Raw genomic sequence first — 21,624 nt, 5'->3', positions numbered from 1 at the left:
CGTTACCTCCCTCTGTCTTACTTGTACAGGATCATGCGCTTGATCGCGGCCTCATTGGTCTTGTCGGCATAGGTGGTGCCGCGCAGAGCCCGCTTCAGCTTGGTGGTCTTGCCGTGGCCGTTGAGCAGGTGACGCTTCTTGGTCATGGCGCGCTTGACCTTGCCGGTCTTGGTGAGAGAGAAGCGCTTTTTGGCGCCGCTGTGAGTCTTGATCTTGATCTTCGGCATAACAGAAAACTCCTTTACTTACTTTTTGGCGTCTTTGGCAGGCTTGGGGGATAGGAAGATGGACATATGACGTCCCTCCAGCTTGGGGCTCTTATCCATAACAGCCAGCTCGCCGCACTCCTCCGCGAACTTGAGCAGCAGATCCTGACCGATATTGGTATGAGCCATCTCACGGCCGCGGAAGCGGACTGTGACCTTGCAGCGGTTGCCCTCAGATAAAAACTTTTGGGCGTTCCTCAGCTTAACGTTGAAGTCATTGAGATCAATACTGGGGGACATCCGGATCTCTTTGATCTCCACCACGCGCTGATTCTTGCGGGCTTCCTTCTCGCGCTTGGTCTGTTCGAACCGATATTTGCCGTAGTCCATGATTTTGCACACAGGGGGAACGGCGTTGGGGGAGATCTTAACCAGATCCAGGTTCTGTTCTTCCGCTAGGCGAAGCGCCTCCTGGGAAGACATGATGCCCAACTGTTCGCCGGCCTGGTCGATCAGTCGAACTTCCTTGTCGCGGATCTCGTCATTGGTTTGATGACCTGTGTTAGCGATGGGAAAGCACCTCCAGACAAAATAAAATACGGATAGCCGATATGGCCCCCGTATCATAGCAAAACACCACTGGACATCCAGTGCTGATCTTCCATGTTGACCCTTTGGCGCTGGCCTGGGGTGAGGACGGGGAACCGTACCTACTTTATTGTACCGCAATATTCTACCACCACGTCCAGCTAATGTCAATAGGAGGAACGAAAAATTTTGTATGGCCGCCGCCAGAGACCTGTGTACAGGTATAAAAGATTTACATAATCGGAATTGTAAAAAGTAAGTACAAAAAGTTATTCACACTTTCCACATGGTTTTCCACAAAAGGGGCGGCTCAAAGCGCCATGATTCGGGCGGCTGTGGATTTCTTACAATTAGAAATAGGGAAAAAATGTAAAGAACCCAAAAATTATGGGTGACATAACGCAAAATTGAGAGGGGAGGTATCCAGACTGTAATACTACAGACGGAGCACAGGGAGAGCCGCCCACTGTTCCGCCAGGCGGGAAACAGTGGGCTTATCCCAGAGAGATATCCCGGGTGGCGTAAGCATTTAGCTCCCAACCGGCTGTGTGGCCAGCCTGCCACTCATAGTACCCCTGACAGCCGACCATAGCGGCGTTGTCGCCGCAGTAGCGCAGTTCGGGGAGGTAGAGCTGATCCCCGCTCTGGGCACAGGCGGCCTGGAGATCGGCCCGGATGCGGCTGTTGGCCGCCACGCCGCCGGCCACCGCCACCTTGCCATAGCCCTTTGCCTTGGCTGCGGCCATAGCACGGGGGACCAGGGACTGGCTCACCGCCCGGCCAAAGCTGGCGGCGAAAGAGGGCAGGTCCAGGGGTTCCCCTTTCTGCTGGGCGTTGTGGATCAGATTCAGGCTGGCTGTTTTGAGGCCGGAGAAAGACATATCCAGCTCATGCCCGGTCACATGGGCCAGGGGGAGCTCATACCGCAGGTCATCGCCCCCCTGGGCCAGCCGGTCCATGGGAGCGCCGCCAGGATAGCCGATGCCGAGCACCCGCGCCACCTTGTCAAAACACTCGCCGGCGGCATCGTCCCGGGTGGAACCCATGATCTCCATCTCTGTATAGGACCGCACATCCACGATGGCTGTGGTGCCGCCGGATACACACAGGCAGACGAAGGGGGGCTCCAGGTCCGGGTGGGTGATATAATTGGCCGCGATGTGGCCCCGGACATGGTGGACCGGGATGAGGGGCAGGTCCAGAGCCATGGCTGCCCCTTTGGCGAAGTTGACCCCTACCAGCACAGCGCCGATGAGGCCGGGGGCATAGGTAACCGCTACGGCGTCTAGATCGGCGCGGGAGAGCTCGGCGTCAGCCAGAGCTTTGTCGGCTAGACCGGATATGGCCTCGATATGCTTGCGGGAGGCCAGCTCCGGTACCACGCCGCCATAGATGGTATGCATCTCAATTTGGGAGGACACGCAGCTAGACAGCACCGTCCGACCGTCCTTGACAACGGCGGCGGCGGTGTCGTCACAGGAGGATTCAATGGCAAGAATATTCATCGTATCAATACCTACTTTCTGATCGAGGGAACCAGCGGACACCGCTACGAAGGAAGTGCGCGCTGGCGGCTGAGGGAGACGCAGGGCTTGCCAGGAATAGAGATGACCATGCAGACGGGGAGGGGCGCCCCTCATTCCTCCACCCAGTCTCCCATGGAGTTGGGCCGCTGCCCAGGGAGCAGGGGGATCTGGATGAAACGGTCGTATACCTGTTTGGGCATATGTCCACTGTAAATTTTCTGGTGGACGGCCAGCAGCTCACCCGGAGTGACGTCCTCACGGCCTCGGATCAGGGTCTGGTAGTGGACACCAAAGAGGGCGCAGTCATAGCCGCCGTATCGGAACCCGTTGCGCAGATAGAAGCCGAGCCGGCGCCGGCGCAGCTCCTCCCCCTCGGGACTGCCGCCCTCTGGTGCCTCCGCCTCGCCGAAGATGCCCCGGTAATCCTTGTAGTAGCCGGCCAACAGGTCCAGCATAATGGTCCCCAGCCCCTGACTGCGCCTGCCTTCGATGGTTCCCAGATAGTCCAGCAGGGCAAAGGGAATGCCGGGCTCCAACCACAGCAGGGCATAGCCCACCAGTTCATCTCCATCATACAGGCCAAGGGCCTGATACTTCTTCTCAGCCATCAGGTTCAGTATGGCCTTTAGGGGCTTCAGCTCCTGGGGCGGGAAAGCGGCTTTCAGCTCGCTCTCATACAGGGCGGACAACTGCTCCGCGGTCAATTCAATCAGCTTCATGTTCAAACTCCCGTGTCATAATTAAGGCGTCCTCCCGCGGATTTTGGTAGTATCCCGGCCGCAGGCCAGCCTGGTGGAAGCCATACTTTTCATATAGGCCGATGGCGGCAGTGTTGGATACCCGTACCTCCAGAGTGAGGAAGGCCAGATTGGCGGCGCCGAAGCAGCAGTACACATCCAGCAGGGCGGAGGCCACTCCATGCCGCCGGGCGTCGGGGTGGACGGCGATATTGTCGATGTAGCCCTCGTCCAACACCACATGTAAGCCAGCGTAGCCCAGAATATTGCCTTCCCCGTCGTCGGCCACGATAAAGCTGGCCTGGGGGTCGAAAAGGGCGTCAGAGAGCATGGTCTCGCTCCAGGGCGTGGAGAAACATTCCCGCTCCAGGGCGGCAATCTGGTCTATGTGGCTTCGGTCCATGGGGACAATCTCGTAGTACATTGTATTGACTCCTTATGTGATAGGGTAAAGGTTGGGTCTGCCGGTTATTTGTTCGGCCCGCGCAGTTTCCGAACGCCCCAGATGGATAGGAGAATCCCAGTTCCGAAGGGGAACAGGAGGAGAAGGGCCGCCTGAGGCGGGGGACAGGAGGGATAGAATTTGGCGAGCCATTCCAGCTCTATGTACCCGTAGAGGACGCAGACGCACATGGCAGTGAACAGCAGGGCGGTGAGGCTCTCCAGGAAGAAGGCTCCGTAACGGGGTGTTTTCCGCACCGCCGCCAGAACCAAAACCAGCAGAGTGACAGCCAGCATCTGCATGGAGAGAAGGACCATAAGGGGAGGCCGCCATTCAAAGTAGCAGAACTTACCCCAGCATAGCGCCAGGGCAGAGAGCGTACTCATGGGGATGACCAGGGGGAGCCAGGCGGGGCGGAAGAAAAATACAAGGGTAAGCATCAGCAGGGGGAAGAGGAGAAAAACAGTTAAGACAGTCCAGAATGTCATAAGGGAGCCTCCTTGCAAAGCGGATTTACAGTTCAGACGCGGTGGGAACCGCATAGACCCACTTGTTGTTTCATCAGCCAGATGGGATACCAAGGCCAGCAGACAGAGGGCGCAGGACACTCTCCTTTCGTCAAATGATCCCCCACAGGTGAAGGGCGATGGTGTTGATGGCCAGGTTGGCCCCCATGTGGACCAGCCAGCCGGGCCATATGGTCTGGCTTTTTGCGTCCAGAGCGTTGAACAGAAGCCCGGCGCAGGCCAGCCCAGAGGTAAGCAGGACCAGCAGGGCCGGGTGGAACCAGCCGTCCATGATGGACACATGGTACAGGGCAAAAGCTATGGCGGAAAAGGTCCAGGCCAGCTTTTTGTAACCGGATCGGTACAGGGCAAGAAAGGCAAAGCCCCGGAAAAAGAGCTCCTCCAGCATGGAGTTACCAAAGATGATATAGAGGGCCGCCAGTGGAAAAGTAGCGGCGGTGAAGCCCTCCTTGGCCTGTAAATTGCCGGAGATGGCGGACAAATCCAGCCAGGGAGAGAGCAGCGTGTACCCGCCCAGCAGCAGGAGGAATACTCCGCCCCCCAGCAGCAGGGGCAGCCTCATCGCCCCCTGTTCGGGCCGGCCGAAGGACCGGAGGATCGTCCGGTCGCCGGAGGCCAGCACATAGGCGGCGGCGCAGCCCAGAAAGACCAGCGCCTTAGCCGACGACTTTACCGGGTAGACGGGGGACAGCACCCACTCCACCCAAAGCATAGCTAGACAGCCCAGAACGGTCAACAAGGTCGTCAGAACTGGGCGGCGGTCGGTCCCACTCATCCTGACACCCCCAGCAGCGCCCACTTGACAAGTCGAGCAGTGGTATAGACGGTACGATCCATGGAGGATACCTCCCTGCTATTCTGTTGTCAGTGTATCAGATTCCTGCCGATTTGACAACAAAACCAGGACAGTCGGTCACTTTCGAGGGATAGGTGGCGGAGATGCGGGGGGAGGAATGCCCATTGGACGTTCCTAACCAAGCAGGTTCAAGGTGAAGTATTCCGAAAGGACAAGAGGATGCGGTCCGGGCCAGCGCGGCGGGCTAATGGGCGTCCGCCCAGCTCTTTCCAGCGTGAGTCTCGGCCAGCAGAGGGACGGACAGAGCAGCCACGCCCTCCATCTCCTCCTCCACCAGGCTGCAGATTCTATCCGCCTCCTCCGCCGGACACTCCACGATCAGCTCGTCGTGGACCTGGAGGACCAGGCGTCCCTTCAGCCCCTCGGCGCGAAGCCGGTCCCGCACCCGGATCATGGCCAGCTTGATGATGTCGGCGGCGGTGCCCTGGATGGGGGCGTTAAGGGCTACCCGCTCCCCAAAGGACCGGGTGTTGAAGTTGGAAGATTTCAGCTCCGGCACCCAGCGGCGTCGACCAAAGAGGGTGGCCACGAAGCCGGTCTGTTTGGCCTGCTCCACTACGCCGTCCATATAGGCCCGGACACCGGAGTAATGGGCGAAATACTTGTCCATATACTCCTTGGCCTCCTGGACAGATACGCCGATGTCCTGGGACAGCGAGAAGGGAGAGATGCCGTACACGATGCCGAAATTCACCGCCTTGGCCGAGCGGCGCATGGAGGGGGTGACCTCCTCGGGCCGGACACCAAAGACCTGGGAGGCGGTGATGGTGTGGATGTCGGCTCCGCTCTTAAAGCCGTCGATCATAGCCGGATCGCCGGCCATATGGGCCAGGAGCCTCAGCTCGATTTGGGAATAATCCGCATCCACCAGCACACGGCCGGCCGGGGCCGCGAACATCTTGCGCAGCTCGGCCCCCAACTGGGTGCGGACGGGAATGTTCTGAAGGTTGGGTTCAGTGGAGGACAGCCGCCCAGTGGCGGTCACCGTATTCTGGAAAGAGGTGCGGAGCCGCCCGTCAGGACCGATGACCTTGGACAGACCGTCCACATAGGTGGACTTCAGCTTGGTGAGCTGGCGGTACTCCAGAATCTCGTCAATGATGGGGTGCTGGCCCCGCAGCTTGTCCAGCACCTCGGCATTGGTGGACCAGCCGGTTTTGGTCTTTTTCACAGGTGGGAGCCCCAGCGTTTCAAATAAAACATGGCCCAGCTGCTGGGTGGAGTTGATGTTGAAGGTGGCCTCCCCAGCCAGCTCGTAGATGCGGGACTGGGCCTGGTCGATGCGCTGGGTGAGCATCTCCCCAAAGGACACCAGGGCGCCCCGGTCAATAAGAAAGCCCTCTGCCTCCATCTCAGCCAGCACCGAGCACAGGGGCAGCTCGATGGTCTCATACAGGTCCCACATCTCCAGCTCCCGCAGGCGCTTTTCCAACACCCCGTGGAGGGCGCCGATGAGGGCGCAGTGGGAGGTGAGGGCGGCGGCGGGGCCCACCGGATCAGCCAGGGGGCCGAAAGCTCCCTCGGCCAAATAGTCGCCAGCCTTGGCGGGCTGAAAGCTGAAATAGGTCAGCCCCAGCTTTTCCAGGTCATAGCTGCCGTCGGTAGGGGCCAGGAGATAGGCGGCCACCTCGGTATCAAAGACAAAGCCGGCGGGGGAGATCCCTTCAGCCAGCAGGGAGCGCCACAGGCCCTTCAGCCCGTGCGTAACCTTTTTAATGTCCGGGTCTGCGAAAAAAGTCCGCAGAAACTCGTTGTGTCCCTGGAATTTGTCTGCGAGGAACAGGGCGGCGTGGTTCTCCTTCTCGTTGAGCCGGCACTCCACACATATTACGTCCAACCCCGGCAGGGCCAGGACATCCACGCTGTCCTTGGTAGACCAGAGGGCCAGCAGCTCCTTCAGCCGGACCTGTGTGGTGACGACCTCGGTGGTACAGGAGTCTTCCGCGCCCGGCTGGCTCTGGGCCTCTCCCTCCCCCTGGGGAGCGGCGAGGTGGTACTTGTCGATGAGCTTGGCGAATTCCAGATCCAGGAACAGCTGGTACAGAGCGTTGTTGTCCGGCGGCTGGCGCAGGTTGCGCTCCGGGTCGAAATCGATGGGGGCGTCGGTGTGGATGGTGGCCAGGTCATAGGACATGCGGGCCATCTCTTTGCCCTCGGCCAGCTTTTTTACCACGCCGGGCTTGGCGGGGGTGGACGGAGCCATACAGATATCGGGCATATGGTCATACAGGCAGTCAATAGAGCCGTACAGCTGCACCAGGGCCATGGCGGTCTTTTCACCCACCCCCTTGACACCGGGGATGTTGTCGCTGGCATCCCCCATCAGGGCTTTCAAGTCGATAATGTGGATGGGGTCAAAGCCATACTCCTCCCGAAAGGAGGCCGGGGTCATGTCACGGGTGTCGGTGCGGCCCATGCGGGTGGACACCAGCTTCACTGTGGTGGTGTCTGTCACTAGTTGGAGGGAGTCCTTGTCTCCTGTGACGATGATGGTCTCCCAGCCCGCCGCCCGGTCCTTCACGGAGATGGTGCCGATCAGGTCGTCAGCCTCCCAGCCATCCAGCTCGTACATGGGGATGTTCATGGCCCCCAGCACCTGCTTGAGCAGGGGAAGCTGGCTGGCCAGCTCGTCGGGCATCCCCTTGCGGGTGGCTTTGTATCCCTCGTAGGCCAGGTGGCGGAAGGTGGGGGCGGCCCGGTCAAAGGTGACGCAGAGAGCGTCGGGCTGGCTGTCGTCCAGCAGCTTGTTCAGAATGTTCAAAAAGCCAAAGATGGCGTTGGTAGGCTGACCTTCCCGTGTGGTCAGGTTCTGGCTGACTCCGTAGAAGGCCCGGTTGACGATGGAATTGCCGTCAATGACCATCAGTTTTTTCATAGCGGGAGCTCCCTCTCACTCCGGCAGAAGGCCGGACATAAAATTACATTTTACAGTATAACAGTCTTTCCCAAGAAGGGCAAGGAAAAAACCTGGGTCCCGAAATGGGACCCAGGTTTTTTCGGACTCTGGGGGCCGGTGGGGATAGGAGCTCACAGCCTGGCCCGGTCCACCAGCCCGGCGAGCTGGCAGAGAATGACCGACACCTCGGCCCGGGTGATGTCGCTGCCGCCGTGGAAGCGGCCCTCCTCGTCCCCAGTGAGCACACCGGCCCGGTACCACCGATAGACCACATCGCCCAGCTCATCCCCCTCCCCCAAGTCGGGGACATCGCCGTCCCGGACGGTGTTGATTGCCTCCATCTGGTCATCGGGGATGGCCTGATCCAGAATGGCGACCATATCATACCGTGTGGCCTTGTCGTTCAGACAGGACTGAGGAAAGTCACGGGCGGTGAGGATGCCGTTGTCCAGACAGTACTGGTAATAGGGCATATACCAGCCGCCGGAGGTCTGGGGAAGCGGGCCGCCGCTCTCACGGCTGTGGATCTGATAGGCCAGCACCAGAGTCTGGGCGATAGATAGGTCGCCGCCGGGCTCGAACCTCCCGTCTCCCATGCCGGTCATCAGTCCGTTTTGGACTACCTTCTCCACGTAGGGCTGGAACCACTGGCCCGCCTTGATGTCGGAGAAGTGGGGGGCGGCGCCTTGGTCGGGCCGCTCTGTTTGACCGGGCGTTGAGGTGCCGCTGGGCTTCCTCTCCTGGTCCACCGTCCCTTGGACAGACTGGCCGCTGGGGGTAAAGATACCGTCAATGAGAACCTCGCCATCTGGGGCGTGGAGGGAGCCATCAGAGCAGAGAGCGGTATTGGCGATAACAGTGTCCTCCCCGGTTTTGATGGGGAAGCTCTGGACGTGGAAGCCGTAGCTGGAAACCGTGTCGCCCCCCTCTTCGGTAATGCCCCAGGTGTATAGATCACCGCTTTTTAATACGGCGGCGCCCCGCTCGGCGGAGATTACATCCCGGTCAATGATCTTGACGGGCGTGGACTGCCCGACTCCCTCGCTCCAAGGGGTGACGGTGTCATAGGCCATGCCGTTGCCCACCTCGCCGTTGTCATTGACACCCCAGGTCCACAGGCCGCCCTCCTGATCGATGGCCCAGCCGCTCTCCCCCTCCATACCGACGGAGATCATGCCGTCCAGCAGTTTGGTCAGGGGCAGAGGAGCGTCGCCGTTGTAGAGAATCATCTTGCCGTCGCCGCCATAGCCGTCGGCGCCCCAGACCCAGACGGAGCCATCCTCTTTCAGGGCCACGTAGCGGGACAGGCCGGCATCCACCATGACCACATTGTCCATCACATGGTGGGGGCCGTAGGAATCGGGGTCGGCGGCGCCATAGTCGGTGCCCGAACCGTCCTCTCCCGCGCTCACCAGGCCGTAGTACCACAGAGAGCCGTCGGTACGCACCACCATGGCGCCGAATTTGCCGGTGGCCACAGATCGGACATTGTCCGCCACCTTGATGGGAGTTTCAGACCAGGCGTCAAAGCTGTCCAGCAGCCCTAGGGAGCCCACATAGTAGCCCCAGGCCCAGAGAGTGTCGTCCTCCTTTACGGCCAGGAGCAGGTCGTTGTCTGAGCAACAGATCTGGCGCACGCCATCCATGAGCTTGACAGGGTACTGGGCCTTCTCCTCTTCGGTGAGATAGCCGGGGCCTGCGCCCCACAGGGAGCCGTCCTCCCGGATAGCCAGACGGCTGGGGTTGCTCAGTACGATCCGGCGGGAGAGAAGATCGGCCTGCTCCACAGCCTGCCGAATGGTGGCTGCCTGGCGGGGATCGGACAGGGCGGAGGGCCGGCTGGGCCGCTCCGGCTGTTCAGGCTCCGCGGGCGGCTCAGACTCCTCTCCCGCTGTGGGGTAAGCGGTGACACCGTCCTCGTCTAGAACATAGAACACGGGGACGGAGTCATCGGTGGCGTACCACACCACTTGTCCGTTGTAGACGATGGGGGTGCAGTCGGAGGCCATGACGCCCTCGGCGGTCCTGAGGTCAGACACCGAGCCCTCGGCGGAGTAGCGGGCATAGCCGATGGAATCGGTGTTGTAGTAGTAGCCGTTGTCCGCCTTCTCCGCCATAGACCAGATGATATAGCCATCCTCCAGGCTGGTGGGGACAAGGACGGGCTGGGAACCATAGATGTTCCCGCCGTTGGCGTAAGAGGTGATCTGGCGGGTCCTGGTGCCGCTTTGAGAGAAATCATCTTTGCTGGTGTAAGCCAGATAGATGTTTTTCACGTCGGCGGTCAGGTTGGAGGAAGCGCCCTTCCCAGTGTAGCTGTACGCGGTGAGGTAGCCGGTGGAGGTCTCGGCCAGACCGGTGACCTGGGCGCCGGTCACGTTGGCGCCGATGGAACCAGGCCAGCTGGCTACTAGGAGCTGGGTCCCCCGCCGCCCGCTTTGGCCGTCACAGCGGTACAGGGACGCCCCACGGGGATAGGCGTCGCCGTGGTCCAGCGCGACCAGCCTGCCCTCCTGGTCCACCAGCATCAGCTGGTTGAAGGAGTGGGATACATAGCCCGTGGCGGGATTGGACACAGCGGAGGCCACGTCGGAGATGGTCATGTCCTCCTGGCGGACTGTGAAGGACAGGCTGGCCTGGTGGTTCAGACCGTCGGAGCTGGTGTACATCTCGTGGCTGGTGCGGATGTACAGCAGGCCGCCGTCCTCGGCGCAGGTAAAGCCGCCGGCGTCAAAGGGGATGGTGGTGTTGGCCCCTCTTAGGCTGGCCTGGTCCAGCCGCTCCCAGCTCTTGGAGTATTTGACCACCCGGACTACCTCGGCGCTGTCGCTCTCTGAGGGATTCTCCTGGCCGAAAACCACGAAGTTGTAGTCCTCCCCGGCAAAGAAGCCGCCCCAGATTGGGAGCTCTACTTCCAGTTCTCTAGTCTCCTTCAACTGGAAGTGGCTGTCATAGGTCTCTACCACTAGGGTGGTGGGTGTGAGCCACTCCAGGAACTGGCCAGTCTGGCCATTCACCAGCTGGCTGCCTTTCCGGTACTCCACCCGAACCAGGTCCTGGCCATCCTGGTATAGATAGGAGGAGCGGGGGACGGCCCAGTTACCGTTGTAGTAGCCATATCGGTTGGTGGAGATCAGGGGCTCCGGCTGGCTGGCGGCCGAGACGGCAGGGACAAGGGACAGGGACATGGCCAGAGTGCAGAGCAGGCTGGTCAGGCGGGGAAAAAACCTCTTGTGCTTCATATACGTGTCATCCTTTCTGAACAGTCAGGCGGCTGAACCGCCGGGTAAGGTGGGGGATAGGGACCGGCCTTCGTGGGTGGGCCCCGTGGTTACAGTACCCTATCCGGCGGAGAAAGGAAGAGAGAAGGGAAAATGAGAAAAAATTTTGGAGCGCCATATGGCGCTCCAAATCTAAAGGAGGGGTGGGGACTATCCATGAAGGCACATCGGCTCCTGGGCCAGCTGGCGGGCCAGGGAAGCGGCCCTATCTCCGGCACGGCGAAGGACAGCCTGGACGTCGGTTCCCTGGATATCCAGGCCCTCCGCGGCCACACAGTAGGCGTGGGGAATCCCAAACATAGCGCCCAGGGCTTTTAGGTAGTCAAAGCCGTAATTCTGCCCCTCTACGGGGCCGCCGGCGGAGGTGAGATAGACCAGGGCGCGGGCCTGGCTCAGTCCGACCTGCTGCCCGTCCTCGTCATAGCGGAAAGTGATGCCCAGCGCACTGGACCACTCCAAATAGACCTTCAAAACGGCGGGAAAGGAGAGGTCCCAGTAAGGGGCGCCCACGACCACCAAATCGGCCGAGGCGATCTCGCGGGCGGGGGTCAGTCGGGGATCATCTTCCCCGCGGGCGATCCAGCCGTCACGCTGGCGGGCCAGCTCCCCTGTCAGGATGGGCAGAGACTCTCTCAAATCTCTGTGGCAGACCTGCACCTGGGGATGTAGCGTAGTATATTCCTCCAAAAAACGCTGGCACAACCGCCAGGTGCGGGACAGCTCAGGCCCCCGTACACAGGCATCCAAAAAAAGCAGACGTTCCATGCTTAGAGTCCTTTCTCCGCCTCATGGGCGGTTTTGACAAGATATTCCATCGCCCGGACAGGGTACTGGCCCGCGGCGGTTTCCCCGGTGAGCATCAGAGAGGAGGCCCCGTCCAGCACGCCGTTGTAAATATCGCATACCTCGGCCCGGGTGGGCACCGGACGATGCTCCATGGACCACAATAGCTGGGTGACCAGGCAGAAGTCACGACCCGCGGCCACGCACCGCCGGGCGATATCCTTCTGAACCCCAGGCAGCTCCCAGAGGGGCATGGAGTTTCCAAGGTCGCCCCGTGCGATGCAGAGCTGGTCGGCGGCGGAGATGATCTCCTCCAGATGGTCCAGACCCTGGCGGTTCTCTATTTTGGCCATGATTTGGATGCGGCCCAGCCCACGCTGGTCCAAGGCCTGGCGCAGTGCCCGGATATCCTCCTGTCCCCGGACAAAGGGCTGAAGAATGTGGGTCACTCCAAACTGTCCAGCCAGGTCCAGATTCATCAGATCCTCCTGGGTGAGGACCGGTGTATCCGGGTATACTCCTAGAATAGCCAGGCTTTTCCTGCTGTGTAGAGTGCCGCCCCGCAGCACCCGGCACAGCAGCACAGAGGAGCTGGCCTTTTTCACCTCTAGGAGAATGGCGCTGTCGTCAATGGAGATCTGGTCCCCCGGCTTGGCGCTGGACACCACTACCTGGGGGACAGGGAGGCCGTCCTGGCCAAGCAGGATATCGTCTCCGGTCTTGATGGGGATGGGGATGGGGAGTGTGCCTAGCCGCAGCTCCGGCCCCTGCAGGTCGATGATGAGATGGGGGCGGTCCACCCCGGCCTGTCGTGCCGCGGGAAAGAAATGCTCCTCTAGCAGAGCGGAGCATTGGGACAGGCTGGTGTGGGACAGGTTGAGCCTGGCCCCAGTCATCCCGGCTCGGAACAGGCGGACCAACAGAGCCCGGTCACGGCAGAGCCCGCCTAAGGTCCCATAAAATTCCATGAGGGTACCTCCCGTGTATGTGATGCCTTACGGTATCTATTATTATGAGGAAAGAGCGGGGGAAAGTCAACGGTAAGAAAGCGCAGGTGTTCCAATGTCCGCCTTGGACAAACCTTCATGGAAAATTCATAGACTTTTTTGCCAGAGCGTGGTAAAATACTATAATCCTGGCATATGCCCATTGGGCAATGCTTTACTGTTCCCTGGGAGGGATGGCTTTGAAGAAAGATATTCTGGGTGTCCGGTTTGACGACGTGTCCCGGCAGGAGGCTGCCCAGCTGGGCGCCGCCATGCTGGAGCAGGACCAGTTCCACTATGTGGTGACACCCAATCCGGAATTTATCCTGGCGGCGGAAAAAGACGCCGACTTCCGTCAGGTGCTCAACAGTGCCGACCTGGTCATCCCAGACGGCATTGGTGTGGTCTATTCGGCCAAGATACTGGGCACACCCCTGAAGGAGCGGGTTCCCGGTATCGAATTTGCCGCTGATATGCTGGCCAAGCTGGACCAGATGGGGGGTCGGCTCTACCTGCTGGGGGCGAAGCCCGGCGTGGCCCAAGAGGCCGGCCGCCGCATCCTGGAGCAACACCCTAATATCGTCCTGTGCGGCACTCATGACGGCTATTTTAAGGACGAGGAGGCCGTGCTGCTGGAGGTGGCCGCCGCTCGGCCCGATTTGCTGTTTGTCTGCCTGGGCGCGCCCAAGCAGGAGAAGTGGATGGCCCGGTGGGGCAGGCACACAGGTGCTCGTCTGGCCATTGGCCTGGGGGGCGCCCTGGATGTCTTTGCCGGCAACGTGGAGCGGGCGCCCGAATCCTGGCGGAAGCTGGGTTTGGAGTGGGCCTACCGCCTGAAGAAGGAGCCCCAGCGGGCGGGGCGGATGGCCAAGCTGCCTCTTGTGCTGGTCAAGTCCGCCGGCGCCCGCCTGAGGGGCAGGAGGGACCAGTCATGAGGGGCCGGCTGATCGTCATTGAAGGGACCGACGGCTCTGGCAAGTCCACTCAGTTCGGCCAGCTGTGCCAGCGGCTGGACGCCATGGGCCAAGAGTACAAAAAGCTGGTATTTCCCCAGTACCAGGAGCCGTCCTCCGCTCTGATCCGGATGTACCTAGGGGGTGAGTTCGGCAGCCATCCAGGGGACGTAAATCCCTACGCCGCCTCCGCGTTTTACGCGGTGGACCGATACGCCTCCTTAAAAAAGGTGTGGGGGGAATACTACGACGGGGGGGGCCTGGTCCTTACCGACCGGTATACCACCTCCAACGCGGTCCACCAGGGGGCCAAGTGCCCAGAGGGGGAGCGGACCGCCTTCCTCCGCTGGCTGGACGATTTTGAACACGACAAGCTGGGACTGCCCCGGCCTGACCTGGTGCTCTATTTGGATATGCCTACCGAAAAGTCGGTGGAGCTGCTGCGCGGCCGGGAGTCGGCCACCCATACCAAGGCGGACATCCATGAGCTGGACACGGAGTATCTAGCCACCTGCCGCGCCTGCGCCCACCAGGCCATTGGGGAGCTGGGCTGGAAGCGGATCTCCTGTTTAGACAGGGAGGGGCAGCTCCGCTCCATCCAGGAGATACACCAGGAGATCTGGTCCCTGGTGACCCCCTTACTGTAAAAGGAGGTATTCTAATATGGTCTATATCCTGCTCGCTCCCGGCTTTGAAGAGGCGGAGGCCCTGGTCCCCGCCGACCTGCTCCGCCGAGGAGGCGTGGAAACGGCCCTGGTGTCCACAGACGGAGCGATGGTGGCCGGAGGCCGGCAGATCACAATAAAAGCGGATCTGACTTTGGACCAGGTGGAGCTGGACCGGGCCGACATGCTGGTTTTGCCCGGCGGCGGTGTGGGAGTACAGAAGCTGGGCCAGGAACCTACTGTGGAGAAGCTGGTCCGGGAGGCGGCGAAGCGGGGGATCCCTCTGGCCGCCATCTGTGCGGCCCCTACGCTGTTGGGCAGGTGGGGGCTGCTGGAGGGCAGACGGGCCGTCTGCTATCCCGGCATGGAGGGACAGATGAACGGAGCTGTGGCAGCTGACAGCCCGTCCCACGTGGTGGTGGACGGCCCAGCCAAGCTGATTACCGGGCAGGCGGCCGGCTCCGCCTTTGATTTCGGACTGGCGCTGGTGGAATACCTGGCCGGCCGGGAGAGAGCGGAGGAAGTCCGTGCTTCCATCTGTTACTGAAGAGAAGGCGGCGCTGCGCCGAACAGTCCGCCGCTGGCTGGCGGCTTTGCCCTCGTCAGAGCGGCGGGAGAGCGACCGGGCCCTCTTTGCCCACTTCCTATCTCTGCCCCAAGTGGAGGGCGCAAAGACGATCTTCGCCTTTTGGGGCATCCCAGAGCGGGAACCGGACACTGTAGAGCTGGTCCGCCAGCTGGCGGAGCGGGGGAAGGTGGTGGGCCTGCCCCGGATGCTCCCCGGCAGGGGGATGGAGGTCCGTGGGTATGCCTCGGACCGCCCGCTGGTGCCGGCGGCCTTTGGCCTTCTGGAGCCGGACGAACAGGCCCCTCTGCTGGAGCGGGCGGCCATCGACCTGATCCTGGTCCCCGGCCTGTGCTATGACCGGGAGGGCTACCGCCTGGGCTTCGGCGGCGGCTACTATGACCGGTGGCTGGCCGGCTGCTCCGGGTGGAAGGTGGGGCTGTGCCGGGCCGCTCTCCTGCAGGACCGTTTGCCTAGGGGACCTTATGATATCCCGGTGGACCTGGTGGTCACCGAGGAGGAGTGCCTGTCCCACCTTTCTTCGGCAAAAAGCGGGGGTTGATCCCCCGCCCTTTTGCCGGTCCACTCAGCAGCAGCCGCAGTTGTCGTTGCCGCAGCCGTTGTCGCAGCCACAGCCGCAACTGTTGTTGCAGCCGCAGCCGTTGCCGCCCCAGCCGCCGCAGGCGAACAGGATGATGATTAGCAGGATGATCCACAGGCAGCCGTTGCCGCCCCAGCCGTTGTTTCCACAACACATATGTTTTCACACCTCTCTAAAATCCCGCCGGGACGGTGTGTCCCGTGCGTTCTGTACTATTCTATGGAGGTCCCTTGTTCCTGGTGACAAGGACCCGGAAAAATTTTATTAGGAGCTGACCTGAATGCCCCAGGAACGAAGAAGTGAACGAAGAAGCGGGCGGGAGGAGCGCACCGCCGCCCGCCGTCCCCGCCGCGGCTCGACCGGCCGGACCGCCGGCTTCGCCGTGCTCTATGTGGTAGGAGTCATCGGAGTGTCCATCCTGCTGGCCTGCCTGCTTTGGATCGCCGCAAACGATGTGCTGGCCCTGAATAAGGATGAGAAGGAAGTGACCATTACCATCTCCTCGGAGGACAGCTTCAACAGCATCGTGAACCGGCTGGAGGATGAGGGGCTGATCGAGTATAAGTGGCTCTTCAAGCTCTTTGCCGCCTTCACAGGGGGCAAGGACGATGTGACGATGGGTACCTATACCCTGAACACGGATATGGATTACCGGGCTCTGCTGGCTGGCATGAGTGCCAACTCCGCCACCCGGTCGGTGGTGGATGTGGTCATCCCAGAGGGCTATACCCTGGACCAGATCTTCGCCCTGCTGGAAGAGAAGGGGGTGGCCACGGTGGAGGAGCTTCAGGAAGCCGCCGCCAACCACGACTACGCCTTCTCCTTCCTCCAGGATATCCCGCTGGGGGATTACCACCGGCTGGAAGGCTACCTCATGCCGTCCACCTATGAGTTCTATACCCCCCACGATCCGGTGTATGCCATCAATAAGCTGTTGGTCTACTTTGACTCCATGGTCACCGATGATATACGGGCCCAAGTGGAGGAAACAGGCTATTCCCTGCGGGAAATCCTGACTATCGCCTCCATGATCGAGCGGGAAACGGATGGATCTGACCGGGAGGAGATTGCCTCCGTCATTTATAACCGCCTGGAGCATCCTGAGGGTGAAACTGTGGGCCTGCTCCAGATCGACGCTACCCTGGCCTATATCAACGGCGGAAAGGTGCCGACGGAGGCGGACAAGGCCATCGATTCCCCCTATAACACTTATATGTATAAGGGCCTGCCCCCGGCGCCCATCGCCAATCCTGGCATGGAGGCCATCATGGCTGCCCTGGAGCCGACGGATACCAGCTACTTCTATTACGCTCTGGGCGACGACAATCTCCACCATTTCTTCAATACCTATGACCAGCTCCAGAGCTTCCTCAATTCCCAGGAGCGATACAAGTGATTCCCAAAGGGGCAAGGGCCGGCGCCCTTGCCCCTTTCTGAAGGAGATAGATAAACATGAGAAACAAGATCGAGCTGCTGGCCCCGGCGGGGGACATGGAGAGACTGGAGATGGCGGTGGCCTATGGGGCGGACGCTGTCTATCTGGCCGGAACCGACTTCGGAATGCGGTCTTTTGCCGGAAATTTCTCCCGGACAGAGCTGAAACAGGCCGTGGACCTATGCCGCTCCCATAGGGTCAGAGTCCATGTGACCTGCAACACCATGCCGCGCAACCAAGAAGTAGCCCGGCTGCCGGAGTGGCTGGAATATCTCAATGAGGTGGGCGTGGACGCCATCATTCTGGCAGATGTGGGCACCCTGGCCCTGGCCAGGAGACACGCCCCCAAGGTCCAGTGTCATATCTCCACTCAGGCCAGCATCGTCAATTACCAGTCCGCCCAGGCCTGGCACGACCTGGGGGCTAGTCGGGTGATTCTAGCCAGGGAGCTGTCCCTGGAGGAGATTCAGGAGATCAGGGCCAAGACTCCAAAGGAGCTGGAGATCGAAGTCTTTGCCCACGGGGCCATGTGCGTCAGCTATTCCGGCCGGTGCCTGCTGTCTAACTACATGACCGGGCGGGACTCCAATCGGGGGGAGTGCGCCCAGCCCTGCCGGTATCAGTACGCTCTGATGGAGGAGAAGCGGCCGGGAGAGTACTTCCCTGTCTATGAGGAGAATGGACAGACCTATATCATGAACTCCAAGGATATGTGCATGATCGACCATGTGGCCGACTTGATGGAGGCGGGGGTGGACTCTCTAAAGCTGGAGGGGAGGGCAAAGTCCGCCTACTACGCGGCCATCGTCACCGGAGCCTACCGCCACGCCATCGACGCGGCGGCGGCGGGAGAGCCACTGGACCCGGTGTGGCGGGACGAGGTGGAGCACATCAGCCACCGCCACTACTCCACCGGCTTTTTCTATGGACAGCCGGGGCAGTATACCGAGAATTCCCGATATGTCCGGGACTGGCAGATCGTGGCCAAGGTGCAGTCCTGTGACGGGGAGGGAAATGCCCTTTTGACCCTGAACAATAAATTCCGAGTGGGCGACAGTCTGGAGCTGGTGGGGCCTAATGTCCGGCCCCAGGCTTTGTGGGTGGAGGGCCTCTGGGATGGGGATGGCCTTCCACTGGAGGAGGTCCGCCACCCGCAGATGACCTTCCGCATGAAGCTGCCCTGTCAGGTGCCGCCCCTCTCCCTGCTCCGCCGAAAAGCGGACCTGAGTCCCCAGTAAGGAGGAGAGGATCATGGTACCCACCTATGAACAGATGGGCGACTGGCTGGAGGAGATCGCCGGCGGGTTCCCCGACGCCTTCTTTCTGGACCTGGACGGGGGCATCCAGATGGAGGAGAGAGCCCTGCCTGATCCGGACTTTCCCCCCGGCGAGATGTACATTATGGGAGAGTATGTCCACGATATGCTGGGGCGGTATATCGTCCTGTATTACGGCTCCTTTGCCGCCCTGCTGCCGGAGGAGGACGAGGAGGGCTGGAAGGACGAGATCTTTGCCACCGTGGCCCACGAGTTCACCCACCATCTGGAGGAAACTGCCGGCCTCCACGCCCTGGACGACAAGGACGCGGAGTTTTTAAGGCAGGCGCTGGAGGAGTATGGAGAAGGATAGCGGGCGTGTCCGGGAGGAGATGAAGAGATGGACCTGATTTCAGAGTATGTCAGAACGGTTCAGAAAATGGGTGACATGGAAAACGATGGGCTGGACAGCAAGAAAAAAGCAAAGCAATACAATCGATCTGCTGACCGCCTGAGAGAGATCGCTTCGGAGATCAACCATGACAGATCCGAGGAAAAGCCCGCCTTTTCTCACCTGCTGTTTCATGAGAGAGCTGATATCCGAATTTGGGCGGCACATCATATCCTGGAAGTGATGGATTATCACGGAGAGACAAGAAAATATGCTCTGAAAGAAATTTCACTTGTTGCCTCCTGTGACGAGAGTATCAATGGACTGGGCAACAGAATGTGGCTGGAGCAGTGGCTGACAGCCCATCCGGAAGATCAAAGTCTGCTGTAAGGAACTGCTTTGGCGCATAAAAGGGGGGGATTCCATGTTAGAGCCATATGAGGTCAGAGGCCGCTTTGCCCCCAGCCCCAGCGCACGGATGCACCTGGGCAACCTGTGGTCCTGCCTGCTGGCCTGGCTGGCCGCCCGGAGCGCGGGAGGTTCCATCGTCCTGCGGCTGGAGGATCTGGATCCGGACCGGTGCCGGCAGGAGTATTGCGACCAGGTGATGCGGGATCTGGAGTGGCTGGGGCTGGACTGGGATGGGGAGCCGGTCTATCAGTCCCGGCGGACAGAGGCCTACGCCGCCGCCTTCCGGGAGCTGGAGAGGCAGGGGCTGGTCTATCCCTGCTACTGTACACGTGCAGAGCGTCTGGCTTCCTCTGCCCCCCACCGCTCGGACGGAATAACTGTGTATGACGGACGGTGCAGGAGCTTGACGGCTCCGGAGCGGGAGAAGCTGGAAAAGACACGCCGCCCTGCCTGGCGGGCGGCAGTGGGGGAAAAATCCATTTCTTTTTGTGATATGTTATGCGGAAAATACGAAGAGGATTTAAAAATGGACTGCGGAGACTTTATTCTCCGCCGGTCCGACGGGGTGTACGCCTATCAGTTGGCGGTGGTGGTGGATGACGCCGAGATGGGGGTGACCCAGGTGGTGCGGGGGAGCGACCTGCTCTCCTCCACCCCCCGGCAGATCTGGCTCCAGGAGCGGCTGAACCTGCCCCATCCCCAGTACGGCCATGTCCCCCTGTTGCTGGCCCCGGATGGCAGGCGGCTGGCAAAGAGGGACCGGGACCAGGAGCTGGGGCAGCTCCAGAGTCGGTTTACTGCCCCACAGATCGTGGGAACGCTGGCCCATGCCGCCGGGCTGCTGGACCGGGAGGAGGAGGTTGCGCCGGAGGAACTGCTCCCTCTATTCCGCTGGGACAAACTCCCCCGAAAGGACCTCACGCTGTCCATAGGAGAGAAAATATAACGGCCTGACGGTATTCGTCAGGCCGTTATATTTGTATGTCATACCCGTTCCTTCCCAAATTCTCTCAGAAAATAGTGTACCATGATGGTGCCGGAAATGAGGAAGGCTGCCAGGTCGGAGACGGCCTGGGTGAGCTCCAGACCGGTGAGACCCAACTGCCAGGACAGGAGGTAGACCAGAGGGATGAACACGCCCTGGCGGCAGACGGCCAGGATGGTGGCCCGGACAGACTTGCCCAGGGACTGGAAGAACATATTGGCGAAGGTGAGCACCGCCCCCAGTGGGAGGGTAAAGCACTGGTAGCGGAAGGCCCGGGTGCCGATGTCGATGACCATAAGGTCGTCCCGGAACAGGGTGACGATTTGGGGGGCGAAGGCAAAGCCTACCACTGCGCATACTGTCAAGATGATGGTGCAGGTCTTGACGGAGAACTTCACCGCCTCCTTGACCCGGTCCAGCCGTCCGGCCCCGTAATTATAGCCTAACACTGGCTGGAAGCCCTGGCCGAAGCCGATGACGATGGACTGGATGAAGGTGAACACCTTGGTAACGATGGCCAGAGCGGCCACCGCCGCGTCGCCGTATATCTTGGCGTTGAAGTTCAGTGCCATAGTGGACAGGGACAGGATGCCCTGGCGGAAGAAGGAGGGCATTCCCTGCTTCAGAATGGACAGATAGAGCTTGGGGGAGCGGGAGATACAAGAGGGGCTGACTCTTAAATCACTTTTCTTCAACAGGAAGAAGGAGGCGAGAATGCACAGACTGACACACTGACTCAGCAGGGTAGCGATGGCCGCCCCGGCGATGCCCAGGTCAAAGATAAAGATGAAGACGGGGTCCAGGACCATGTTGAGCACACCACCAGTGCCCAGGCCAAAGACGGCCAGGCTGGCCTTCCCCTGCCAGCGGAGCAGGTTGTTCAGGGTAAAGGACAGGACCATCACTGGGCAGCCCATCAGAATATAGCGGGCGTAGTCCATGGCGTAGGGGTAGATGGTCTCCGTACTGCCCAGGGCCCAAATCAGGCTGCCCAGGTTACCCAGGCCGAGGGCGGCCAGCAGCAGCCCGAGGACCAGGGCCATGAGGACGGCGCTGGAGGCGTAGGCATCCGCGTCACGGTGATTCCCCTGGCCCATCAGACGGGCGGCAATGGAGCCGGAGCCCATGCCCACCGTGAAGCCAACGGCCTGGATGATGGACATGATGGAAAAGACGATACCTACCGCGCCGGAGGCGCTGGTGCTCAACTGGGACACGAAATAGGTATCGGCCATGTTGTAGATGGAGGTGACCATCATGCTGATGATGGTGGGGATGGCCAGTGTGACAATCAGAGAAGGGACGGGGGTTTCCAGCATCTTGGTCCGCTGGTCAGGCGGTTCATGGAGCTGGTGCTGATGAAACAGGGGCATTTCCTCACTTCTTTCCAGACAGTGAAAGCTCCCGCCCCGGCGCCGCCACGCCGGACAGAGAGGGGAGGGGTCACTGTTCTCTTTTTCTTTCATTTTATACTGATTTCAGCTCTATGGCAAGAAAAAAAGCAGGACCGAAAGCCCGGTCCTGCATTTGTAAT

22 protein-coding genes are annotated in these 21,624 nt (G+C 60.6%); 9 read left to right on the top strand and 13 right to left on the bottom strand.

Features of this window, described 5'->3' with window-relative positions; genetic code table 11:
• Nucleotides 1–17 precede the first annotated feature (17 nt).
• The 11 genes from rpmI to ACEVJK_RS02480 all read right to left on the bottom strand — a co-directional run bounded on the left by rpmI (nucleotide 18) and on the right by ACEVJK_RS02480 (nucleotide 12,810).
• Nucleotides 18–227: a 50S ribosomal protein L35 gene (gene rpmI, locus ACEVJK_RS02530; protein ID WP_050625289.1), complete on the bottom strand. Its 210-nt coding sequence runs from the start codon at nucleotides 225–227 to the stop codon at nucleotides 18–20.
• Between the two features lie 18 nt (nucleotides 228–245).
• Nucleotides 246–833 carry a translation initiation factor IF-3 gene (gene infC / locus ACEVJK_RS02525; protein WP_262669332.1) on the bottom strand — a complete coding sequence of 196 codons (588 nt, stop codon included), beginning with the start codon at nucleotides 831–833 and terminating at the stop codon, nucleotides 246–248.
• Between the two features lie 455 nt (nucleotides 834–1,288).
• Nucleotides 1,289–2,299, bottom strand: coding sequence for a tRNA (adenosine(37)-N6)-threonylcarbamoyltransferase complex transferase subunit TsaD (gene tsaD / locus ACEVJK_RS02520; protein ID WP_186852807.1), 1,011 nt, complete (start codon nucleotides 2,297–2,299; stop codon nucleotides 1,289–1,291).
• 131 nt (nucleotides 2,300–2,430) lie between these two features.
• On the bottom strand, nucleotides 2,431–3,039 hold the full coding sequence (locus tag ACEVJK_RS02515) for a GNAT family N-acetyltransferase (protein ID WP_374739901.1): 609 nt from the start codon (nucleotides 3,037–3,039) through the stop codon (nucleotides 2,431–2,433).
• Nucleotides 3,026–3,481: a ribosomal protein S18-alanine N-acetyltransferase gene (gene rimI / locus ACEVJK_RS02510; protein WP_374739900.1), complete on the bottom strand. Its 456-nt coding sequence runs from the start codon at nucleotides 3,479–3,481 to the stop codon at nucleotides 3,026–3,028. The genes ACEVJK_RS02515 and rimI overlap by 14 nt, the downstream gene beginning before the upstream one ends.
• Nucleotides 3,482–3,525: 44 nt before the next feature.
• Complete coding sequence (locus tag ACEVJK_RS02505; protein ID WP_262669330.1) at nucleotides 3,526–3,987, bottom strand: hypothetical protein; 462 nt, start codon at nucleotides 3,985–3,987, stop codon at nucleotides 3,526–3,528.
• Nucleotides 3,988–4,117: 130 nt separating this feature from the next.
• The gene (locus tag ACEVJK_RS02500; protein ID WP_374739899.1) at nucleotides 4,118–4,801 is read right to left on the bottom strand and encodes a CPBP family intramembrane glutamic endopeptidase; all 684 of its coding nucleotides are present in this window, start codon (nucleotides 4,799–4,801) and stop codon (nucleotides 4,118–4,120) included.
• A gap of 265 nt (nucleotides 4,802–5,066) precedes the next feature.
• Entirely contained in the window at nucleotides 5,067–7,757 is a 2,691-nt protein-coding gene (gene polA / locus ACEVJK_RS02495; RefSeq protein WP_374739898.1) for a DNA polymerase I, read from the bottom strand.
• Nucleotides 7,758–7,909: 152 nt separating this feature from the next.
• On the bottom strand, nucleotides 7,910–11,020 hold the full coding sequence (locus tag ACEVJK_RS02490; RefSeq protein WP_374739897.1) for an S-layer homology domain-containing protein: 3,111 nt from the start codon (nucleotides 11,018–11,020) through the stop codon (nucleotides 7,910–7,912).
• 189 nt (nucleotides 11,021–11,209) lie between these two features.
• Complete coding sequence (locus ACEVJK_RS02485) at nucleotides 11,210–11,824, bottom strand: NAD(P)H-dependent oxidoreductase (protein ID WP_340405268.1); 615 nt, start codon at nucleotides 11,822–11,824, stop codon at nucleotides 11,210–11,212.
• Nucleotides 11,825–11,826: 2 nt separating this feature from the next.
• Nucleotides 11,827–12,810, bottom strand: a complete 984-nt coding sequence (locus ACEVJK_RS02480) for a pyruvate kinase (RefSeq protein WP_147570838.1) — start codon at nucleotides 12,808–12,810, stop codon at nucleotides 11,827–11,829.
• A gap of 212 nt (nucleotides 12,811–13,022) precedes the next feature.
• Between ACEVJK_RS02480 and ACEVJK_RS02475 the strand changes: the two genes are divergently transcribed.
• From ACEVJK_RS02475 to ACEVJK_RS02460, 4 genes are read left to right on the top strand one after another with little or no spacing between them, the layout of a single operon-like run.
• Nucleotides 13,023–13,763: a WecB/TagA/CpsF family glycosyltransferase gene (locus ACEVJK_RS02475; RefSeq protein WP_340405266.1), complete on the top strand. Its 741-nt coding sequence runs from the start codon at nucleotides 13,023–13,025 to the stop codon at nucleotides 13,761–13,763.
• A complete protein-coding gene (locus ACEVJK_RS02470; RefSeq protein WP_186852798.1) occupies nucleotides 13,760–14,428 on the top strand; it encodes a thymidylate kinase in 669 nt (222 codons plus the stop codon). The genes ACEVJK_RS02475 and ACEVJK_RS02470 overlap by 4 nt, the downstream gene beginning before the upstream one ends.
• A gap of 16 nt (nucleotides 14,429–14,444) precedes the next feature.
• The gene (locus tag ACEVJK_RS02465) at nucleotides 14,445–14,993 is read left to right on the top strand and encodes a DJ-1 family glyoxalase III (protein WP_374739896.1); all 549 of its coding nucleotides are present in this window, start codon (nucleotides 14,445–14,447) and stop codon (nucleotides 14,991–14,993) included.
• Nucleotides 14,974–15,573, top strand: a complete 600-nt coding sequence (locus tag ACEVJK_RS02460) for a 5-formyltetrahydrofolate cyclo-ligase (protein WP_374739895.1) — start codon at nucleotides 14,974–14,976, stop codon at nucleotides 15,571–15,573. Before ACEVJK_RS02465 ends, ACEVJK_RS02460 begins: the two co-directional genes overlap by 20 nt.
• Before the next feature lie 24 nt (nucleotides 15,574–15,597).
• Here the strand turns inward: ACEVJK_RS02460 and ACEVJK_RS02455 are convergent, their stop codons facing one another.
• The gene (locus ACEVJK_RS02455; protein WP_186852796.1) at nucleotides 15,598–15,768 is read right to left on the bottom strand and encodes a hypothetical protein; all 171 of its coding nucleotides are present in this window, start codon (nucleotides 15,766–15,768) and stop codon (nucleotides 15,598–15,600) included.
• Between the two features lie 124 nt (nucleotides 15,769–15,892).
• On the opposite strand from ACEVJK_RS02455, the gene mltG reads away from it, so the two are divergent.
• From mltG to gluQRS, 5 genes are read left to right on the top strand one after another with little or no spacing between them, the layout of a single operon-like run.
• Nucleotides 15,893–17,008, top strand: coding sequence for an endolytic transglycosylase MltG (gene mltG, locus ACEVJK_RS02450; protein WP_186852795.1), 1,116 nt, complete (start codon nucleotides 15,893–15,895; stop codon nucleotides 17,006–17,008).
• A 56-nt stretch (nucleotides 17,009–17,064) separates the two neighbouring features.
• Nucleotides 17,065–18,285, top strand: a complete 1,221-nt coding sequence (locus ACEVJK_RS02445) for a U32 family peptidase (protein WP_147570832.1) — start codon at nucleotides 17,065–17,067, stop codon at nucleotides 18,283–18,285.
• 13 nt (nucleotides 18,286–18,298) lie between these two features.
• The gene (locus ACEVJK_RS02440; RefSeq protein ID WP_374739894.1) at nucleotides 18,299–18,676 is read left to right on the top strand and encodes a metallopeptidase family protein; all 378 of its coding nucleotides are present in this window, start codon (nucleotides 18,299–18,301) and stop codon (nucleotides 18,674–18,676) included.
• Between the two features lie 27 nt (nucleotides 18,677–18,703).
• Entirely contained in the window at nucleotides 18,704–19,084 is a 381-nt protein-coding gene (locus ACEVJK_RS02435; RefSeq protein WP_374739893.1) for a DUF2019 domain-containing protein, read from the top strand.
• 34 nt (nucleotides 19,085–19,118) lie between these two features.
• Complete coding sequence (gene gluQRS / locus ACEVJK_RS02430; protein ID WP_374739892.1) at nucleotides 19,119–20,051, top strand: tRNA glutamyl-Q(34) synthetase GluQRS; 933 nt, start codon at nucleotides 19,119–19,121, stop codon at nucleotides 20,049–20,051.
• 38 nt (nucleotides 20,052–20,089) lie between these two features.
• Here gluQRS and ACEVJK_RS02425 read toward each other — a convergent pair whose 3' ends face one another.
• Nucleotides 20,090–21,463: an MATE family efflux transporter gene (locus ACEVJK_RS02425; protein WP_374739891.1), complete on the bottom strand. Its 1,374-nt coding sequence runs from the start codon at nucleotides 21,461–21,463 to the stop codon at nucleotides 20,090–20,092.
• Between the last annotated feature and the right edge of the window lie 161 nt (nucleotides 21,464–21,624).

Origin of the sequence: Flintibacter sp. P01028 (assembly GCF_041925235.1) — a bacterium.
In the GTDB taxonomy this organism is placed as follows: Bacteria; Bacillota; Clostridia; order Oscillospirales; family Oscillospiraceae; genus Lawsonibacter; species Lawsonibacter aceti.
Note: the sequence above shows the minus strand (reverse complement) of the source record. Positions and strands in the feature narration are given on the sequence as shown.

Excerpts from the sequence above, each read along its gene's own strand:
- rpmI (WP_050625289.1), bottom strand. The coding sequence starts at position 227 with ATGCCGAAGATCAAGATCAAGACTCACAGCGGCGCCAAAAAGCGCTTC.
- infC (WP_262669332.1), bottom strand. The coding sequence starts at position 833 with ATGATACGGGGGCCATATCGGCTATCCGTATTTTATTTTGTCTGGAGG.
- tsaD (WP_186852807.1), bottom strand. The coding sequence starts at position 2,299 with ATGAATATTCTTGCCATTGAATCCTCCTGTGACGACACCGCCGCCGCC.
- ACEVJK_RS02515 (WP_374739901.1), bottom strand. The coding sequence starts at position 3,039 with ATGAAGCTGATTGAATTGACCGCGGAGCAGTTGTCCGCCCTGTATGAG.
- rimI (WP_374739900.1), bottom strand. The coding sequence starts at position 3,481 with ATGTACTACGAGATTGTCCCCATGGACCGAAGCCACATAGACCAGATT.
- ACEVJK_RS02505 (WP_262669330.1), bottom strand. The coding sequence starts at position 3,987 with ATGACATTCTGGACTGTCTTAACTGTTTTTCTCCTCTTCCCCCTGCTG.
- ACEVJK_RS02500 (WP_374739899.1), bottom strand. The coding sequence starts at position 4,801 with ATGAGTGGGACCGACCGCCGCCCAGTTCTGACGACCTTGTTGACCGTT.
- polA (WP_374739898.1), bottom strand. The coding sequence starts at position 7,757 with ATGAAAAAACTGATGGTCATTGACGGCAATTCCATCGTCAACCGGGCC.
- ACEVJK_RS02490 (WP_374739897.1), bottom strand. The coding sequence starts at position 11,020 with ATGAAGCACAAGAGGTTTTTTCCCCGCCTGACCAGCCTGCTCTGCACT.
- ACEVJK_RS02485 (WP_340405268.1), bottom strand. The coding sequence starts at position 11,824 with ATGGAACGTCTGCTTTTTTTGGATGCCTGTGTACGGGGGCCTGAGCTG.
- ACEVJK_RS02480 (WP_147570838.1), bottom strand. The coding sequence starts at position 12,810 with ATGGAATTTTATGGGACCTTAGGCGGGCTCTGCCGTGACCGGGCTCTG.
- ACEVJK_RS02475 (WP_340405266.1), top strand. The coding sequence starts at position 13,023 with ATGGCTTTGAAGAAAGATATTCTGGGTGTCCGGTTTGACGACGTGTCC.
- ACEVJK_RS02470 (WP_186852798.1), top strand. The coding sequence starts at position 13,760 with ATGAGGGGCCGGCTGATCGTCATTGAAGGGACCGACGGCTCTGGCAAG.
- ACEVJK_RS02465 (WP_374739896.1), top strand. The coding sequence starts at position 14,445 with ATGGTCTATATCCTGCTCGCTCCCGGCTTTGAAGAGGCGGAGGCCCTG.
- ACEVJK_RS02455 (WP_186852796.1), bottom strand. The coding sequence starts at position 15,768 with ATGTGTTGTGGAAACAACGGCTGGGGCGGCAACGGCTGCCTGTGGATC.
- mltG (WP_186852795.1), top strand. The coding sequence starts at position 15,893 with ATGCCCCAGGAACGAAGAAGTGAACGAAGAAGCGGGCGGGAGGAGCGC.
- ACEVJK_RS02445 (WP_147570832.1), top strand. The coding sequence starts at position 17,065 with ATGAGAAACAAGATCGAGCTGCTGGCCCCGGCGGGGGACATGGAGAGA.
- ACEVJK_RS02440 (WP_374739894.1), top strand. The coding sequence starts at position 18,299 with ATGGTACCCACCTATGAACAGATGGGCGACTGGCTGGAGGAGATCGCC.
- ACEVJK_RS02435 (WP_374739893.1), top strand. The coding sequence starts at position 18,704 with ATGGACCTGATTTCAGAGTATGTCAGAACGGTTCAGAAAATGGGTGAC.
- gluQRS (WP_374739892.1), top strand. The coding sequence starts at position 19,119 with ATGTTAGAGCCATATGAGGTCAGAGGCCGCTTTGCCCCCAGCCCCAGC.
- ACEVJK_RS02425 (WP_374739891.1), bottom strand. The coding sequence starts at position 21,463 with ATGCCCCTGTTTCATCAGCACCAGCTCCATGAACCGCCTGACCAGCGG.